The sequence below is a fragment of the Pseudomonas sp. NFX5 genome (assembly GCF_049132125.1).
In the GTDB taxonomy this organism is placed as follows: domain Bacteria; phylum Pseudomonadota; class Gammaproteobacteria; order Pseudomonadales; family Pseudomonadaceae; genus Aquipseudomonas; species Aquipseudomonas marginalis.
This window is the reverse complement of the sequence record NZ_JAFMZG010000014.1, coordinates 97,546-113,653: the sequence shown is the minus strand read 5'-3', so window position 1 is coordinate 113,653 and position 16,108 is coordinate 97,546. Positions and strand designations below refer to the sequence as shown.

Genomic DNA, 16,108 nt, shown 5'->3' with positions numbered 1-16,108 from the left:
GGTGCGACATGAATTGATAAAGTCCGGCTCAATCTCATTTAAAAACAATCAATTTGCCGAGACTTTTCATGATCGAATCCGTCGAATCCTTCCTCGCCCGCCTGAAAAAACGCGACCCCGACCAGCCGGAATTCCACCAGGCCGTAGAAGAAGTCCTACGCAGCCTGTGGCCGTTTCTTGAAGCCAATCCCCATTACCTGGCCTCGGGCATCCTGGAGCGCATCTGCGAGCCGGAGCGTGCGATTACCTTTCGGGTGTCGTGGGTGGATGATCACGGCAAGGTCCAGGTCAACCGCGGCTTTCGTATCCAGATGAACAGCGCCATCGGCCCCTACAAGGGCGGCTTGCGTTTCCATCCGTCGGTAAACCTGGGGGTGCTGAAGTTCCTCGCCTTCGAGCAGACCTTCAAGAACTCCCTGACCTCGCTGCCCATGGGCGGCGGCAAGGGCGGCTCGGATTTTGATCCCAAAGGCAAGAGCGATGCCGAAGTCATGCGCTTCTGCCAGGCGTTCATGAGCGAGCTGTACCGCCATATTGGCGCAGACGTGGACGTGCCGGCCGGCGACATCGGCGTGGGCGCCCGTGAGATTGGCTTCCTGTTCGGCCAGTACAAGCGCCTGAGCAACCAATTCACCTCCGTGCTCACCGGCAAGGGCATGACCTACGGCGGCAGCCTGATCCGCCCGGAAGCCACCGGGTTCGGGTGTGTGTACTTCGCCGAAGAAATGCTCAAGCGCGACGGCCTGCGAGTGGAAGGCAAGCGTGTCGCGGTCTCCGGCTCCGGCAACGTCGCCCAATACGCGGCGCGCAAGGTCATGGACCTGGGCGGCAAGGTGATTTCCCTGTCCGACTCCGAAGGCACGCTCTACGCCGAAAGCGGCTTGACCGAGGAACAATGGGCGGCGCTGCTGGAGCTGAAAAACGTGCAGCGCGGGCGCATCAGCGAACTGGCCGGCCGTTACGGCCTGGAATTCCGCGCCGGTAAGACCCCTTGGGAACTGGCCTGCGACATTGCCCTGCCATGCGCTACCCAGAACGAACTCGACGCCGAAGCGGCCCGCACGCTGCTGCGCAACGGCTGCATCTGCGTGGCCGAAGGCGCCAACATGCCGACCACCCTTGAGGCTGTGGATATCTTTATCGAGGCGGGCATCCTGTTTGCGCCGGGCAAGGCATCGAATGCCGGCGGCGTCGCCGTGAGTGGCCTGGAGATGTCGCAGAACGCCATGCGCCTGCTGTGGACCGCCGGTGAAGTGGACAGCAAGCTGCACAACATCATGCAGTCGATCCACCATGCCTGTGTGCACTACGGCGAAGAGAACGGTCGGATCAACTACGTGAAGGGCGCGAACATTGCGGGCTTTGTCAAGGTTGCCGACGCGATGCTGGCCCAGGGCATCGTCTAAGCCTCGGCCTCGATGCGCAGCACCTCGATCAACTGGTCACCGACGGGGCGCTTCCACAGCACCTCGTCACCCACCTGGGCGCCCAGCAAGGCACGGCCCAGGGGCGAGCCCCAGTTGATCAGGCCGGCGCCGGCATCGGCCTGGTCTTCCCCGACCAATTGAATGCGCTGCTGTTCGTCATGCTCATTGGCGAACGTCACCCAGCTGCCGATCTGCACCTTGTCGGTAGACGTAGCGGGTGCCACCACCTGGGCGCTCTGCACGCGCTGGTTGAAGTAGCGCAAATCCCGCTCAAGGTCGGCCTGGCGCTGCTTATCGGCCTGTTCGCCCTTGGCGGACTCGGCGCTGTGGGCGGCCTGTAGCTGCGCAACCTTGGCCTGCAATTGCGCCAACCCCTGGGCGGTCAGGCGATTGGGCTGCTCACTGACCTGGCGCTCCACCGGCTGATCGGCCTGGGCGGCGGCGTTGTCCTCATTTACAAAAGCTCGGCTCATGACGTTCTCCCTCTATGGAGCTTGGGCCATGTTCGCCGCACTTTAGTTTCGATGAATGTCTGAAAGCGACCTATTGCGAGCGATAGGCCCGCGCAGCATCCCGGTTCTTCTCCTGTTGCCAGGCGCGTTCACGGTCATCCCAGTGATTGTCCTTGTAGTCGCGCAGCTCCTCGTTCTCGCGCATGGCCTTGCACTGGCGAAAGCCATCCTCCCAGCCTTCGGCGTAGACCCGGTCTTTCAGGTAACGCGGCACGTTTTTGCGAAACACCCCAGTGATCACCCCCGCCGCCTGGCGGCCGCTGCTGCACCCATCGTCAAAACCATCGGCAAAGGCGGGCGGATAGCCCCGAGCCAGCAATTCCTGATGGGTTGACTGGCAACCCGATAGCCACACCACCGCACACAGCATTACTGCATACCGCCACATTGCTTGCTCCCTGGCCGTTTCACGGCTGATAGGAGAAGTCTAGATAGGGATTTGTCGGGGAGGTGTGAAAGGGGTGTGAGAAAGGTGTGGAGCACGATGAGGTCGGGCGGTGGGCACCGAAGCCGTTGGCGCCCTCCCCACAAGGGCCTAGGTTGCCTGGTTGGTCGCCAGAGCCGCATGATCCGCCAATTCCTGCTGGATAAACGCCGCGATCATTGCGCGATAGACCTGCTCGGTCACCTCGGGGTTGGCGCCCACGGTCTGCGCCAGATCCCGCACCTTGGCGATCACCTGCTCGACCCGCTGCGGGGCCTTGACGCCATCGGTGTCTTTTTTGAAGCGTGCCGCCTGGGAGACGTAGTGGCCGCGTTCGGCCAGCAGGGTGACGATTTGCTGGTCGAGGCGGTCGATGTTGTTTCGAACTTCTTCAAGGGTGGTGCAGGTAACGGCCATGTCGAGTGAACTCCTGATGGTGCGGGCAATGCTGGCAAAAGGTGTTAGTCAGTAGTGATACCACTTCACCTCAAGCATCACTTCATTCACCGGCGTCGACAAGTGGCTGTACTCGCGCTGTGCACTCAGGCGCAGGCCGAGGTTGCGGGACAGTTCCCACTGCTGGTTCAGGCTGATGCTGCGCCGCACTTCACCATTGGTGAAGAAATCCCCTTTCGCTTCCAGGCTCAAATTGCCCAGCGGGTTTTTCCACAGCACGCCGGTATTGAACCCGGCCGCGGGAGAGATGGCTTCGTTGAAGTCGTTGTTGTGTTCCACGCGCACGGTGCCGAGGGCGAAGCCGAGCATATCGTCGCGCAGTTGCCAGGTGCCGCCGGCGCCGCCGTTGACGTGGGCGACCAGGGTTTCGTCGTCGTGTTTACCGGGCACCCGCTCCAGGCCGCCGGTAACTTGCCAGGACCACGGCTGCAGCAAGGCGTTGCGCGGGGTCAGGGAGCGGATGGTGGCCAGGTCCAGTTGCTGCAGTTGCCAGTGGTTGCCTTCGTACTGGCGCAGTTTCATCTGCAGGATTTCGATCTGGGCGCCGAGGGGGAAGCCTTCGGCGTTGTCGTTGAGGTCGTGATAGGCCATGCGCAGGCCGTATTCGCCGAAGGCCTTGTCGCCACGGGTGCCGAGGCCGGCTTGCCAGGTGCGCGATTCATGGCCGTTTTCGGGCAGGCCGGGGGGCGTGATCGCCAGGTCGGGCGCGGGGTTCTGGTTGATCGCGCGCAGCAGTTCGAAGCTGCGTTGGGAGCGCGCGGTGTCGCGCTCGAGGCCATTGGCACGGTAGCGGCCCAGGCGGTAGGCGGCGTCGATGATCAGCGCCTGGCGGTCGCGAGGCAATGCTTTGAAGGCTGGCGCCTGCAATTGCTGCTGGTCGTCGCTGACTTTCAGTACCCATTGTTGCTCGTCGCTGTCGAGCGGCTTGGCACGCTCCAGCAACTCGCGCTCGCGGGAGGGACGGTAGTCGATCTTTTCCACCAGGCCCGCGTCCTTCACGGCCTTGACCGTGTCGGTGGGGATCGCGGTGAGCGGGAATTGCTCGGTCAGGCGCAGGCCGGGGCGCGCCACTTGCAGCAGTTCCAGCAGGCGATAGGAGCAGTTTTCATCGAAGAAGAAGTAGTCGAACTGGATCTGCTTGAGCTCCCACACGTGCTCGACCATGCGCTCGGTCTCGACCTGGGTGAGGTTGAGGCGGTATTCCCACAGGTCGCGGTTTTCGAGGCTGCGGTATTCGGAGAGTTTTTCCTGGTAGGGCACCAGGGCGAACAGGCCGGGGTAGCCGCCCATCAGGCCTTTCCAGGCGTACAGGATGCTGTTGTCCGAGCCTTCGATATAGGCGCCGAAGTTGATCGCGTAGCTGAGCAGTGCGGTCTTGTTGCTCTGCACGTCGGCCTGGTCGATACGCAGCAGGGTGTGACCGAACATCGACGACGGACTGTTGAGGTAGGCCGCCGGGAAGATCATCACCGCGCTATGGGGGGCGACGTCCTTGAACCATTGCTTGAATTCCTTGCAGTCCACGGCGGGCAGGTCAGTGAGGTGCAACTGATCCTTGAGCCAGCGGGTACGTGCGGGGTAAACGCATTGGGCGTGTTTTTCACCCAGGCTGGCCGGAGCGTAAAGCGCTTCAACGGTGGCCTTGAGTTCTGCATCCGGGTGGTGGGCGCCATCGGCGGCGAGGAAGAATTTCTTTTCACTGACATAGCTGCGCCAGCCACTGACTTTGCCGGCTTCGTAATGGCCCAGAGAAAGCCAGAACGGATCATTGGCCAGTTGCTGCAAACGTTGATCATCAAGATGCGGTGCCGCGTACAGCGGGGCGCAGGCAAAGAGTGCCATCCAGGCAAAGCGTTTGAGCATAGGGGCAACTTAAGTCGGAAATTAGAGAGACCCAAGGAGAGGCGGGTCCAAAAATAAAACCCGCGCCTGGGTAGGCGCGGGCAGGACGAGCTTAAGCCTGGGTAGCGTATTTCGCCAGACGGGCATCGCCTTTCAGTACAGCCAGGGTGTTGTTGTGCACGTCTTCAGCGGTCACATCGGCCTTGCTGAAGATTTGCTGGAAGTGTTCGTGAGCCACGGCAGCGAAGTGCTCGCGATCTTCCGGAGCAACACCCAGTACCACGGCGTAGGTGGTCAGTGCTTCGCCATTACCCTTGGCCATGTCTTCGGACAGCTCGTTCATCATGCCATTCATGGCAATCCAGGACTTGCCGCCGTAGGTCAGCGCGCTGTTGGTGCTGCAACCGTTGGTGCCCGAGGTCATGCCGAAGGTGGCGTTACCCGAAGTACCGTTGGTGGTGGAAGCCAGGAAGTGAGCTGGAGTACCGCGCTGGCCTTCGAACAACATGTTGCCCCAACCGCAGTTCGGGCCACCTGGTGCTTCAGCCATTGCATTGAGGGAGACGACGGTGAAGAGAGTACCGAGAAGGATCCGTTTCATAGCTTTGTTCTCTTTGTGTGCAAACCAATGGACAAGGGTTCAGGCACTTCATAGCGCCCTAGGGATCGGTTATTAGTCCAACCCGCGCAGTTTGGAGTTTAGGCACGTTCCAAGGGTTCCGTGTGTTTTTATAAAACAATCAGCAATGTCGCGATTTTTTTTGCAGGGCGCCTCCCGTGTCCAGGGTTTCCCAACGGCGCGCCTTGCCAGAGCGCGTAACAGGGAGCCAGAATGCCGTCATCTGCCCCGCCTGATGTAAGGAAGCCCGATGCCTGATCCTGTTGCTGCCAGCTTGCGTCTAGCGCCCGAAGCGCTGACTCGCCCTTTCTCCGCTGAACAGTTCAGCTTCTCGACCACCAATGATTTGGAGCCCTTTCGCGGTGTGCTTGGCCAGGAACGTGCGGTTGAAGCGTTGCAGTTCGGTGTGGCCATGCCGCGCCCCGGTTACAACGTATTTGTCATGGGCGAGCCGGGCACCGGCCGCTTTTCGTTCGTCAAACGCTACCTGAAAGCCGAGGGCAAGCGCCTGCAGACCCCGGCGGACTGGGTCTATGTGAACAATTTTGACGAGCCTCGCGAACCCCGCGCCCTGGAATTGCCAGGCGGCGGTGCGGCCGCGTTCATTGCCGATATCAATGGCCTGGTCGACAACCTCGTCGCGACCTTCCCGGCGGTGTTCGAACACCCGACTTATCAACAGCGCAAGAGTGCCATCGACCGTGCCTTCAACCAGCGCTATGACAAGGCCCTGGACGTGATCGAGCGCCTGGCCCTGGAAAAGGACGTGGCGCTGTACCGCGACAGCTCAAATATCGCCTTCACCCCGATGCTCGACGGCAAGGCCCTGGATGAGGCCGAGTTCTCGCAGCTGCCGGAAGTGGATCGCGAGCGTTTCCACACGGATATTTCCGAGCTGGAAGAACGCCTCAACGAGGAGTTGGCCAGCCTGCCCCAGTGGAAGCGCGAGTCCAACAACCAACTGCGTCAGTTCAACGAAGAAACCATCACCCTGGCCTTGCAGCCTTTGCTCGCACCGCTGTCGGAAAAGTACGCGGAGAACGCCGGTGTCTGCGGTTATCTGCAGGCCATGCAGGTGTACCTGCTGAAAACCGTGGTCGAGCAACTGGTGGACGACGCCAAGACCGACGCCCAGGCCCGCAAGCTGCTCGAAGAGCAATACTGCCCGAGCCTGGTGGTGGGCCATGCGGTCAACGGTGGCGCGCCGGTGGTGTTTGAACCGCACCCGACCTACGACAACCTGTTCGGCCGTATCGAATACAGCACCGACCAGGGCGCGCTGTACACCACTTATCGGCAGTTACGCCCGGGTGCGTTGCACCGTGCCAACGGCGGTTTTCTGATTCTTGAAGCCGAGAAGATGCTCAGCGAGCCGTTTGTGTGGGACGCCCTCAAGCGTTCCCTGCAGTCGCGCAAGCTGAAGATGGAATCGCCCCTGGGCGAACTGGGCCGCCTGGCCACCGTGACCCTTAACCCGCAGATGATCCCGTTGCAGGTCAAGGTCATCATCATCGGTTCGCGCCAGTTGTATTACGCGCTGCAGGACGCCGATCCGGACTTCCAGGAGATGTTCCGGGTGCTGGTGGATTTCGACGAAGACATCCCGATGGTGGACGAGAGCCTGGAGCAGTTCGCCCAGTTGCTCAAGACCCGCACTTCGGAAGAAGGCATGGCGCCGCTGACTTCGGACGCGGTGGCGCGCCTGGCCACCTACAGCGCACGGCTGGCGGAGCACCAGGGCCGTTTGTCGGCACGTATTGGGGATTTGTTCCAGCTGGTCAGCGAAGCGGACTTTATCCGGCACCTGGCGGGCGATGAGATGACCGATGCGGGCCATATCGAGCGTGCGCTGAAGGCCAAGGCCACGCGTACCGGGCGGGTGTCGGCGCGGATTCTCGACGATATGCTCGCCGGGGTGATCCTGATCGACACCGCCGGCGCGGCGGTCGGCAAGTGCAATGGGCTGACGGTGCTGGAGGTCGGTGACTCGGCGTTCGGGGTGCCGGCGCGGATTTCCGCCACGGTGTACCCGGGCGGCAGCGGCATCGTCGACATCGAGCGTGAAGTTAACCTCGGGCAGCCGATCCACTCCAAGGGCGTGATGATCCTCACCGGTTACCTGGGCAGCCGCTATGCCCAGGAATTTCCGCTGGCGATCTCGGCGAGTATCGCGCTGGAGCAGTCCTACGGTTACGTGGACGGTGACAGCGCGTCCCTGGGCGAGGCCTGCACGTTGATCTCGGCCTTGTCGAAGACGCCGCTCAAGCAGTGCTTTGCGATCACCGGTTCGATCAACCAGTTTGGTGAAGTGCAGGCCGTGGGCGGGGTCAACGAGAAGATCGAAGGCTTCTTCCGCCTGTGCGAAGCCCGCGGTTTGACCGGCGAGCAAGGGGCGATCATTCCCCAGGCGAACGTGGCCACGTTGATGCTGGATGAAAAGGTGTTGCAGGCCGTGCGCGCCGGGCAATTCCACATCTATGCGGTGCGTCAGGCCGACGAGGCATTGAGCCTGCTGGTGGGCGAGGATGCCGGTGAGCCGGACGCCGAGGGGCAGTTCCCGGAAGGCACGGTCAATGCCCGCGTGGTCGAGCGCTTGCGCGCGATTGCCGAGATGATCAGCGAGGAAGACCTGAAGGACGCGGAGAAGGAACTGGCGCAGCAGGCGCTGGCCGAAGCCAAGCCCACCTGAGTTCTGAGGCCAGGCCGGATCAAACATGTGGGAGGGGGCTTGCTCCCGATTGCGATGGGTCAGTCATGTAGATGTCGACTGACACACTGCAGTGTGTCAGTCGACATCTACATGACTGACCCATCGCAATCGGGAGCAAGCCCCCTCCCACATTTGGATCTGGTTACGTCACTAAATTGACGTCCTTCTGAGGAGCCAACGCCCGTTGGTCCCTACAGCCTTGGTTTGTCATGTTTTTATTCTATTCTGAGCCTTAGGGATATCCACAGGAGTCGCTGGATAGAAACAGCCTCGCCATAGGTTGAGGCTGAACACCGATCTACCGAGGGTCGCCGCCATGCCGCGCAACCTTTGCCTTACCCGCCAGTGCTTCGGCCTGGTTACCCGAATCGAATGTTCCGTTCGCCCGCTCGCGGGGGATAACGGGATGTGGACCTTGTTGTTTGCCGCCGGAATGACGGGTGAACAGCCTTCCACAATCAAGTCCCAGGGCCCGTTTCATGGGCCCTTCGTGGCAGAAAGCATGCTGCAATCGATCGTCGACAGCCTGACCCTGCACGGCTATGAGCTGGCGGGTGACCCGCAGATCTGGTGCCTGCACATGCAGGCCCATCTGCGGCAGCTCAATGGCAGCCATGCGCAACTGGCGCTGTAGGCGCGGTTATTTGCTCTCGGGTTTGTCCAGCTTGACCTCAAAGCCGTATTGCACGGTACTGAGGTCGGTGCGCTGGTAGCTTTCCAGTGCGGTCGGCTGGCCGTAGAAGTAATGCACGTCAAACAAGGCCGTGCCGTATTCCTCGGCGCGGTGGCTGACGCCGAGGATTTCCTTGAGGTAGTTGCCGCTGGCGTCCTTGGCATAGAAGCGCCAGCTGTCGGCCGGGAACTCCTTTTGGTCGACGATCAGTGCGTTGTCCTTGAGTGATAAACCCTTGGGCAGCTTGGCCGCATCGATGTCACCTTTCTCGATAGTCGCCAGGAACAGCGGGATCGAACCCACCACAAACGCCGGGTTTTCCGGGAACAGGTTGAGGTCGTAGGTGAGGGTGCCGCGGGCCGGGTTCAATTCATACGCCTCGGTCGGTAACTCGATGGGCTCGCCGCGTTCACCTTTCTCATCGGCAGTGAAAAACGTCACCGGTGATTCGCTGCTGTTGCGCTCGCTGCCCACCAGGTCGTCATTGAAGGTGAATGGGTGGTCGAACACGATATGGGCGGCGCTGGCGTCTTCGACGGACTGGCTGATGGTGACGCTGTTCTTCAGTTGTTCCTCGGTCAACGAGGCGTCCTTGAGCCAGCTGGCGGCGCCGTCGTCGTACACGGTGACCGGCATGGGCAAGGCTTGTACGGTTTTTTCCAGGCTGTTCTTGTCGAAGCGCAGGACCGGCAGGTCGAGGTCCTTGCGCGTGACCGTGGCCGTGGAGAAATCCAGCACATTGATCTGCAGGGTGTCGATCAGGCCATTGAAATAGACCTTGGCGTAATGGCTGCTCTGCTTGTGTTCGAAGGCTTTCTGCTCATCGACCAGTTGCTTTTCAAACCCATCGGACCAGGCCTTCTGTTTTTGCATCTCGGCCAACTGTTTCTGGTAGAACTCGACTTGCGCGCTGCTTTCGTTGATCGAACCCGAGCGTGTGAGGAATTGTCCGGTGCCGTCCCGTGCCTGTACCAGCAAGGGGTTGGGCGATTCGTCACCCACTTCGGGGGCCAGAGGTTGGCTGTTGGTCAGTTCGATTTCGGCGTAGTTCTTTTCCAGGAGCAGCAGGTTGACGGTGATATTGCCTTCGGTGCGTTTGTGGCCGACGTCCTTTTTCGACAAGTCGAAGGTCAGCACTTTGCCCGGTGCGATCACTTCCACTGCGCCTTTGAGGCGAACGGGTTGCGGCTGGCTTTTGTTTTCCGTCTCGATGCCATCGATGAACGGGTAGGTGACCGTCAGGTCATCCGGGTTGGTCAGGTTGGAGCTGCTGGGGCTCAACTGGATACCGGGATCGGTTTCCGACCATTCCGGCTGGAACGGCACGACCTTGTTGTTGCTCAAGGTGACGGACTGCCATTCCAGGCCGTGGGGGAAGGGGAACTGGTCCGGCACATTGAAGTTGAACGGGAAGACCGGCTGCAGATCGGTCAGGTAGTCGGAATGTGAGGCTTTGCGCAGTACGAACAAGCCATTGATGTAGGTGTCCACCAGCCCTTGCGGCGTGGGGTAGTGCTTGAGCAGCGCGAGGCTGTCCTCGCCGTATTCGGCCTCGATGGGCTTGGTGGCGAGCTTGACCCGCGCCCGTTCCAGCAGCAGCAGCGAGCCGCCGAGGTCGGCAATGGCGTCGCGCAGTTTCGGATCCTGGATGCTGTCGAGGGACTGCTCGAACTTCGCGGTTTTCTCTTCGAGGGTGGCCTGTTTCTGCTCATCGCTTGGGGAACAGCCGCCGGCCAGCAACAAGGCGGCGCACAGGCCAACGCTGGCCAAAGGGGATCGCACATCCATCATCTGAGTTTTTTCCTGTCCGACGTCATCGAGCCGAGTTATTGGGCTCGACACTAGCAGAAAAATTCTCTTACAGATGCCGCCCAGGTCAGTTTTCTCGTGGTTACAGGTGTCTTATAGCGGCTGGTATACTCGCCGCCATTTCTAGCCATGCTGTGTGAGATCCAATGGAACGCTTTATCGAAAATGCTATGTACGCCTCGCGCTGGCTGCTGGCGCCTATCTATTTCGGCCTGTCCCTCGGGTTGCTGGCGCTGGCGCTGAAATTCTTCCAGGAAGTGATTCACCTGCTGCCGAGCGTGTTCTCGATGGCCGAGTCCGAGCTGATCCTGGTGCTGCTGTCGTTGATCGACATGGCCCTGGTCGGCGGCTTGCTGGTGATGGTGATGATTTCCGGCTACGAGAACTTCGTCTCGCAGCTGGACATCGATGAAAACAAGGAAAAGCTCAATTGGCTGGGCACCATGGACTCTTCGTCGCTGAAGATGAAAGTGGCGGCCTCCATCGTGGCGATTTCCTCCATCCATTTGCTGCGCATCTTCATGGACGCCAAGAACGTCGATCCGCAACACCTGATGTGGTACGTGATCATTCACATGACCTTCGTGATCTCGGCGTTCGCCATGGGTTACCTGGACAAGGTCACCAAGCACTGATGCCCCGCGCTGGCCTTACTGCTCGATGAAGTAGTAGGGCTGGCGGTTGATGGCCATCTCCTTGATCACCGTGACCTTGGTGGTCAAGTCGTTGGTATGGTCCAGCAGCGCGACGTTGCCGGGTTTGGCGGTCAAAAAGCGCTGAAGCTCGGCTTCGGTCTGCAGGATCGGGAGGTAGGCCTGGGTGTAGAACACGCTGGCGCCGGCAATCCGCTCATTGGGCTGAAACAACACCACCTCCTTGCCTTCGGCTTGCAGTGCCTGGATCTGACTGATCAACGGCACGAACGACTGGCGCACGTCGGCTTTGGGCGCGAACCAGAAGGCGGCTATCAGGTAGCATGCGACGGCCAGGGTGAACACGCCGCCAATCACGCGGCGGTGATAGGCGTACAACGCCGGCTTGTGATCCTTCAGCCATTTCAGCAGCACCCGCACATATTCCGCAGCCAGTACAGCGGCGGCCGGTGTCAGGGCCATCAGGTAAACCGTGCGCTTGCTTGAGGCCAGCGTCAGCAGGGTGAATTGCGCCACCAGCCATACGCTGAAAAACAGGCGGTAGCGGTTGTGCACCAGGCTTTTACGAAAATGCCACAGGCCCAGGTACACCAGGATGTTCCACGGCAGGAAGGCCTCGGGCAGCTTGGCGATGTAGTAATAGAACGGTTCGTAATGCCCGGCCTCCACGAACGAGCCGCTGAAGCGCCCGACGCTGTTGGTCCACAGCACTTCGCCCACGGCCTGCATCCCGCCGCGCTGGAACAGGAAGCACAACCAGATCATCAGCGGCACCAATGCCAGCAGGGTGAACAGCGCCGGCTTGAGCCAGTCGGCGAGGCGCAGGCGCCTGTCCATCAGGCTGGTGCTGGCCAGGTACACGAAAATCACGATGCCCGGCATCGCCAGGCCCAGTACGCCTTTGCTCAAGGTGGCGATCACCATGCCGGCGGTAAACAGCGCCCAGGCCCAGGTCGTCGAGCTTTGGCGCTCGGACTCAGGCCGCATCGCCTGGTAGAACGCCAGCAGCGCGGTGGTCACGCCGAGGCTGAGCAGTGAGTCTTCCCCCACGCCGCGCACATTGCTCCAGTAGCTGGCCATGGTCGCCAGGATCAGCGCCGCACTGAAGGCCAATGTTTTCGGGCGCCCGAACCGGCGCAGCATTCCATAGAACAGCATCACGCTGAACAGACCGGCAAATGCCGACGCCAGGCGGACCGCCCCAGGCGTTCCGCCGAACAGGCGAATCGCTCCGGCGTCCAGCCACAGGCTCAGGGGTGGTTTTTCCAGGAAGGGTTCACGAAACAGTTGCGGCACGACCCAGTCATTGTCCAGGTGCATGGCCATGGCGATCCCCGCGACGCGGGCCTCGGTGGAGCCTTGCAGTTCGTGGTTTCCCAGGGCAAAGAAGAACAACAGAGCAGCAAGCAGGAGCAGCAGGGGAGCGGGGCGCGTCATGGAGTCTGGCTACCGAGGCAGAAGGCCGTTCGGGAGAACGGCTCGCAATCGGTGAGTATAGGTAGGCGATTCTTAATATTTCATGAATGGGAGTGGGTTTATATCGCTGGGCCAGGAGGTTGATGTTCCCTCCTGGCTTCGCGTGAGGCATTACGAGGCTTTGACTTTGAAGCGGCTCAGGCCCTGTTGCATGGAACTGGCCCGTTCCGACAGGTTCTTGGCCGCCACCGCGCATTGTTGGGAGTTGACCTGATTCTGCTGGGTGACTTCATCGATCTGCTCCAGGCCGATGCTCGCCTGCTGCAGGCCGGAAGCCTGTTCACTGGAGGCTTGGTAGATCAACGACACCAGGCTGGACACCGTGCTGGTGCCGCTGACGATATTTCTCAACGAGTCGGCTGTGCGGCCGGCGATGATCATGCCGCGCTGGGTCTTGGTCGAGGAGTCGGCAATCAGCGCGGCGGTTTGCTGGGCGGCTTCGGCGCTGCGGGCGGCGAGGCTCCTGACCTCATCGGCGACCACCGCAAAGCCACGGCCCAGTTCGCCGGCACGGGCGGCCTCGATGGCCGCGTTCAGCGCCAGCAGATTGGTTTGAGCGGCGATGTTGTCGATGGTGGTGATAATGGCCGTGATGTCTTTGCCCGAGTTGTCGATTTCCGCCATGGCGGCGATCAATTCACTCATCAACTTGTCACTTTCCCCGGCGTCGGCGCGGGAGGCCTGGGATTGCTCGTCGGCCTTTTTCGCATTGGCGGCGTTGTCGGTGGTTTGCGCTGCCATCTGGGTCATCACCGCACTGATTTCCGTGATGGACGAGGCAGAATTGGACGCGCCGTCGGACAGCGACTGGCTCAACTCGGTGACCTGCGCGGAACTGCCGGTGATTTGCGTGGCGCTGGCCTGCACCTGGGAAATCAAGGTGTTCAGGTTGCCGACCATTTTTTCCAACGACTTGCCCAGGGTGTCATTGGGCGAGGACAGGCGCACTTCCAGATCCAGGTCCCCTTCGGAAATTCGCTCGGCTACGCGCACCTGGCGTTGCAGGCTTTCCGACATATCGTTCAAGGCAAAGGACAACTGGCCCACTTCATCTTCAGATTTTTGCACCAGCCGGCGCGAGAAATCCCCCAGGCTGATGTTGGCGGCCAGGGCTGCGGCTTCACGAATCGGACCGACGATTTTCGCCGTGGCGAACCACAGCGCCAGCAATGCCAGCAAGGAGATACCCACGCCGACCGAGACCTGCCAGATGCTGCTCTTGACGCCGCGTGACTGCAGTTCCTGCTCCAGGGCAATGGCCTGGCTCATGACCACCGCCTTGGGCAGATGGATCACGATCGCCCAGGGCTTGCCGGTGCGGCCCAGGTTGATCGGCATCTGCACTTCGATTTCCTGTGAGTCCGGGTTGAGCCGACTGTCTCCCTGGCCCTTCTGTACATTGGCCAACACTTTTTCCCATGTGCCGGGCAGCAAGGCTTTCAGCGACTGGCCGATGAGCTCCGGGCGTTTACTATCGGCCACCACCAACCCTTGATTGCTCAGGATCGACACCGAGCCTTTGCCGCCATACAGGTCGGCGGACATTTGTTCGCTGAGTTTCTGGATAAACGAAATGTCGAAGTCTGCACCGACCACGCCGTAGAACTTGCCATTGGCGATGATCGGTACCGACAGCGTGGTCAGCCATACATTTTTGCCCTGCACCACGTACGGAAGCGGGTCGAGCACGCTTTCTTTCTGGGTGTCCCGCGGGCCGGAATACCAGCCGCCCTTCAATACACCGTTGGGGTGGCGGGCATCGGAATCGTACTCAACCAGCGGTTGCACGGCGATATGGCCGTCTGAACTGCGTGTCCAGTAAGGCGTGAAGCGGCCCGTCAGCGGGTTGTTACCGCCCTCATTGATACGAAAGGCTTGATCCTGGCCGTCCAGCGCATCGGGCTCCCAACATGAATACGTGCCGTTGAAGTCAGGGTTGTCCTTGAGCACGCTGAGCAGCATCGCATTGATCTGCTCGCGGCCCAGGCTCAGCGGGCTCTGGGCACTTTTACTCGCTCCCAGGGTATTGGCCATTGTGCGGGCCGAATCCAAGGCGTTTTGCAGTTTTGCCTGGATGGCATTGGCACGCGCCTCAGCCAGGTTTTGCACTTCGCGGATAGTGGCGCTTTCAATCAGGGTTGAAACTTCAGCACCTACATAGGCCTGGTTGGCGTTCGAGGAATAGAGGCCATACAGCACCAGGCTCGCACAGGAGATAAACAGGCAGAGTCCGGCGGTGAAGCAAATTCGAGTCTGCAGTGAGTTGAATTTCATGATATTTCCTGCCCATGCTAATAGTCGCCAACATCATCGAATGTCGACATTCCGGTACTTTCTTTGCACAAGGCATAGTGTTTTATCATTGGCTGCTTAGGCATATACATGCGGTACAGCGCTGGGTGTTGCTTAGTGCTCTTTGGGCGTATCTTCATCGAGCCATAAACGGTCGGTGTTTTTAAAACCGTAACGCTGGTGCGGCACCCTCGCGACAATCCGGTCGGGTTGTGCGGGATCACTCAGGTCTATTATTTTCGGCGTTACATAGATATTCAGAACGGGCAGGAAAAACACTTTTATTTTTGGCGTCAATAAAGAATCAGGATGTTGTTCTATGACTACGCCGATACTGCCACTTTTCAATTGAACGATAGAACCGATCGGGTAAATACCCACGGACTTTAAAAACGCACGAAATACCTCGTCATCAAAGTGTCCGTCCCATGTGGACATCTGCTGGATGGCGACGGCAGGGTCCCAGCCCTGGTTGTAGGAACGGTCCGAGGTGATTGCATCGTAGACATCGCATACCGCCGCCATCCGGGCCACCAGGCTGATCTGGTCACCCGCCAACTGATGGGGGTAGCCGGTACCGTCGACTTTTTCGTGGTGATGCAGGCACACATCCACGACCATTTCGCACATCTGCGAGGCCGCCAGCAGGGTTTTCTCCCCCTCCAGTGGATGGGTGCGCACCAACTGCAATTCGTCACTGCTCAACCGGCCAGGCTTGTTGAGGATGGCACCTGGTATGGCCATTTTGCCGATGTCGTGCAGCAACCCGGCCATCCCGACCCGACGAATCAGTGCGGAGGACAGGCCCAATTGATTGCCCAGGGCAATCATCAACGCACACACGGCGACCGAATGCATGTAGGTGTAGTCGTCGATGCTTTTAAGGCGTGCCAGGCTGATAAAGGCATTGGGATGGCGGGCGATCGAGCTCGAAATGTCGTCCACCAGTGCACTGACGTCTTCAAGCTCCAGGGCCCGGCCCATGCGGGCATGGCCGAACATTTCGACAACGGCGGTCTTGGCGCGGCTACAGATTTCCTGTGCGGCGACCAACTCGTCCTGCATGGAGGTGGGGACGACGGCGATGACCGGAGCAGCTGTTGGGGGCTGGGTGGCTGGCGGAGCGCCGCAGCCCAGGGCGCACGGCCCCTCTGAAGGTGCACCGCCCCGCCAGAAGGGCTTTGCCTCGCCGTCAGGCGACTGCAGATTAAGTTC

The 16,108-nt window shown here is 60.3% G+C and carries 13 protein-coding genes; 4 read left to right on the top strand and 9 right to left on the bottom strand.

The annotated features are described in order from the left end of the window. Window positions 1-68: 68 nt before the first annotated feature. A complete protein-coding gene (gdhA, locus tag J1N02_RS09220; protein WP_421147308.1) occupies window positions 69-1,406 on the top strand; it encodes an NADP-specific glutamate dehydrogenase in 1,338 nt (445 codons plus the stop codon). On the opposite strand, the gene J1N02_RS09215 is transcribed toward gdhA, so the two are convergent. The 5 genes from J1N02_RS09215 to J1N02_RS09195 form a co-directional block, all read right to left on the bottom strand. Next, window positions 1,403-1,900 carry a GreA/GreB family elongation factor gene (locus tag J1N02_RS09215; protein ID WP_027605322.1) on the bottom strand — a complete coding sequence of 166 codons (498 nt, stop codon included), beginning with the start codon at window positions 1,898-1,900 and terminating at the stop codon, window positions 1,403-1,405. The two genes, gdhA and J1N02_RS09215, sit on opposite strands and share 4 nt — an antisense overlap. 70 nt (window positions 1,901-1,970) lie before the next feature. Beyond that, window positions 1,971-2,327 carry a hypothetical protein gene (locus J1N02_RS09210; protein WP_065938304.1) on the bottom strand — a complete coding sequence of 119 codons (357 nt, stop codon included), beginning with the start codon at window positions 2,325-2,327 and terminating at the stop codon, window positions 1,971-1,973. A gap of 147 nt (window positions 2,328-2,474) precedes the next feature. Next, entirely contained in the window at window positions 2,475-2,780 is a 306-nt protein-coding gene (locus J1N02_RS09205; RefSeq protein ID WP_092358274.1) for a chorismate mutase, read from the bottom strand. A gap of 48 nt (window positions 2,781-2,828) precedes the next feature. After that, on the bottom strand, window positions 2,829-4,682 hold the full coding sequence (locus J1N02_RS09200) for a DUF4105 domain-containing protein (protein ID WP_421147307.1): 1,854 nt from the start codon (window positions 4,680-4,682) through the stop codon (window positions 2,829-2,831). A 91-nt stretch (window positions 4,683-4,773) separates the two neighbouring features. Next, on the bottom strand, window positions 4,774-5,262 hold the full coding sequence (locus J1N02_RS09195) for a DUF3015 domain-containing protein (protein WP_027605327.1): 489 nt from the start codon (window positions 5,260-5,262) through the stop codon (window positions 4,774-4,776). A gap of 268 nt (window positions 5,263-5,530) precedes the next feature. Between J1N02_RS09195 and J1N02_RS09190 the strand changes: the two genes are divergently transcribed. Both J1N02_RS09190 and J1N02_RS09185 read left to right on the top strand, forming a co-directional pair. After that, complete coding sequence (locus tag J1N02_RS09190; RefSeq protein ID WP_027605328.1) at window positions 5,531-7,969, top strand: Lon protease family protein; 2,439 nt, start codon at window positions 5,531-5,533, stop codon at window positions 7,967-7,969. A 337-nt stretch (window positions 7,970-8,306) separates the two neighbouring features. Further along, a complete protein-coding gene (locus tag J1N02_RS09185) occupies window positions 8,307-8,624 on the top strand; it encodes a hypothetical protein (protein ID WP_421147306.1) in 318 nt (105 codons plus the stop codon). 6 nt (window positions 8,625-8,630) lie between these two features. On the opposite strand, the gene J1N02_RS09180 is transcribed toward J1N02_RS09185, so the two are convergent. Further along, a complete protein-coding gene (locus tag J1N02_RS09180) occupies window positions 8,631-10,454 on the bottom strand; it encodes a hypothetical protein (protein ID WP_421147305.1) in 1,824 nt (607 codons plus the stop codon). A 164-nt stretch (window positions 10,455-10,618) separates the two neighbouring features. Between J1N02_RS09180 and J1N02_RS09175 the strand changes: the two genes are divergently transcribed. Next, window positions 10,619-11,107, top strand: a complete 489-nt coding sequence (locus tag J1N02_RS09175) for a TIGR00645 family protein (RefSeq protein ID WP_017253710.1) — start codon at window positions 10,619-10,621, stop codon at window positions 11,105-11,107. Window positions 11,108-11,122: 15 nt separating this feature from the next. On the opposite strand, the gene J1N02_RS09170 is transcribed toward J1N02_RS09175, so the two are convergent. From J1N02_RS09170 to J1N02_RS09160, 3 genes are all read right to left on the bottom strand, one after another. Further along, window positions 11,123-12,562: an ArnT family glycosyltransferase gene (locus tag J1N02_RS09170; RefSeq protein ID WP_146478309.1), complete on the bottom strand. Its 1,440-nt coding sequence runs from the start codon at window positions 12,560-12,562 to the stop codon at window positions 11,123-11,125. 150 nt (window positions 12,563-12,712) lie between these two features. Further along, window positions 12,713-14,875, bottom strand: coding sequence for a methyl-accepting chemotaxis protein (locus J1N02_RS09165; protein ID WP_027605332.1), 2,163 nt, complete (start codon window positions 14,873-14,875; stop codon window positions 12,713-12,715). Between the two features lie 132 nt (window positions 14,876-15,007). After that, window positions 15,008-15,958 (bottom strand): HD-GYP domain-containing protein, encoded by a 951-nt coding sequence (locus tag J1N02_RS09160; protein ID WP_421147304.1) that lies wholly within the window; start codon window positions 15,956-15,958, stop codon window positions 15,008-15,010. Between the last annotated feature and the right edge of the window lie 150 nt (window positions 15,959-16,108).

Coding starts and splice junctions, on each gene's coding strand:
- J1N02_RS09165 (WP_027605332.1), bottom strand. CDS start 14,875: ATGAAATTCAACTCACTGCAGACTCGAATTTGCTTCACCGCCGGACTC.
- J1N02_RS09215 (WP_027605322.1), bottom strand. CDS start 1,900: ATGAGCCGAGCTTTTGTAAATGAGGACAACGCCGCCGCCCAGGCCGAT.
- J1N02_RS09190 (WP_027605328.1), top strand. CDS start 5,531: ATGCCTGATCCTGTTGCTGCCAGCTTGCGTCTAGCGCCCGAAGCGCTG.
- J1N02_RS09205 (WP_092358274.1), bottom strand. CDS start 2,780: ATGGCCGTTACCTGCACCACCCTTGAAGAAGTTCGAAACAACATCGAC.
- J1N02_RS09175 (WP_017253710.1), top strand. CDS start 10,619: ATGGAACGCTTTATCGAAAATGCTATGTACGCCTCGCGCTGGCTGCTG.
- J1N02_RS09200 (WP_421147307.1), bottom strand. CDS start 4,682: ATGCTCAAACGCTTTGCCTGGATGGCACTCTTTGCCTGCGCCCCGCTG.
- gdhA (WP_421147308.1), top strand. CDS start 69: ATGATCGAATCCGTCGAATCCTTCCTCGCCCGCCTGAAAAAACGCGAC.
- J1N02_RS09210 (WP_065938304.1), bottom strand. CDS start 2,327: ATGTGGCGGTATGCAGTAATGCTGTGTGCGGTGGTGTGGCTATCGGGT.
- J1N02_RS09180 (WP_421147305.1), bottom strand. CDS start 10,454: ATGATGGATGTGCGATCCCCTTTGGCCAGCGTTGGCCTGTGCGCCGCC.
- J1N02_RS09170 (WP_146478309.1), bottom strand. CDS start 12,562: ATGACGCGCCCCGCTCCCCTGCTGCTCCTGCTTGCTGCTCTGTTGTTC.
- J1N02_RS09195 (WP_027605327.1), bottom strand. CDS start 5,262: ATGAAACGGATCCTTCTCGGTACTCTCTTCACCGTCGTCTCCCTCAAT.
- J1N02_RS09160 (WP_421147304.1), bottom strand. CDS start 15,958: ATGCAGGACGAGTTGGTCGCCGCACAGGAAATCTGTAGCCGCGCCAAG.
- J1N02_RS09185 (WP_421147306.1), top strand. CDS start 8,307: ATGCCGCGCAACCTTTGCCTTACCCGCCAGTGCTTCGGCCTGGTTACC.